We start from the raw sequence: 405 nt of genomic DNA, 5'->3' as shown, positions 1-405 counted from the left end.
CGTAGTCTTCCAGTGCCTTGCGGAGAAGCTTTTCCGTCTCACTTTTACTTTCGGTTCCGGCGTATTCTTTCTGAACCATTTTACCGCTTGCATCTTCTACATAGAAACGATAGTACCATTTTTTTCCTTTTTTTCTAACAGATCCTTTTGCCATAATCGTATGTCTCCTTTCGATATCAGACAATCGGAACTGCTGAAATGCTTCTTGCGTGTAAGTATATCACAACTCCGGTTGTCTTACTATACCGATTCAGAATCCTCATACATAACTTCGGATAAAAGATTGGCAAGCCTTTGTTCTGCTGCTTCCGGTTTCTTTGAATAGAGCCTTATCACATCTGCCATATCGTTAAATGCGTTGACAGTATGCGTGATCTCCCTGAGAAACATAATCTCATTATATTC

2 pseudogenes are annotated in these 405 nt (G+C 40.2%); both read right to left on the bottom strand.

Annotated elements, in window-relative coordinates:
* Window positions 1-154: pseudogene (locus DXA87_RS18515) on the bottom strand (site-specific integrase); the annotation flags it as partial.
* 86 nt (window positions 155-240) lie between these two features.
* Window positions 241-405 (bottom strand): annotated as a pseudogene (locus DXA87_RS14980) (transcriptional regulator); the annotation flags it as partial.

The organism is Desulfotomaculum sp. OF05-3 (assembly GCF_003435535.1).
In the GTDB taxonomy this organism is placed as follows: domain Bacteria; phylum Bacillota; class Clostridia; order Lachnospirales; family Lachnospiraceae; genus Pilosibacter; species Pilosibacter fragilis.
Note: the sequence above shows the minus strand (reverse complement) of the source record. Positions and strands in the feature narration are given on the sequence as shown.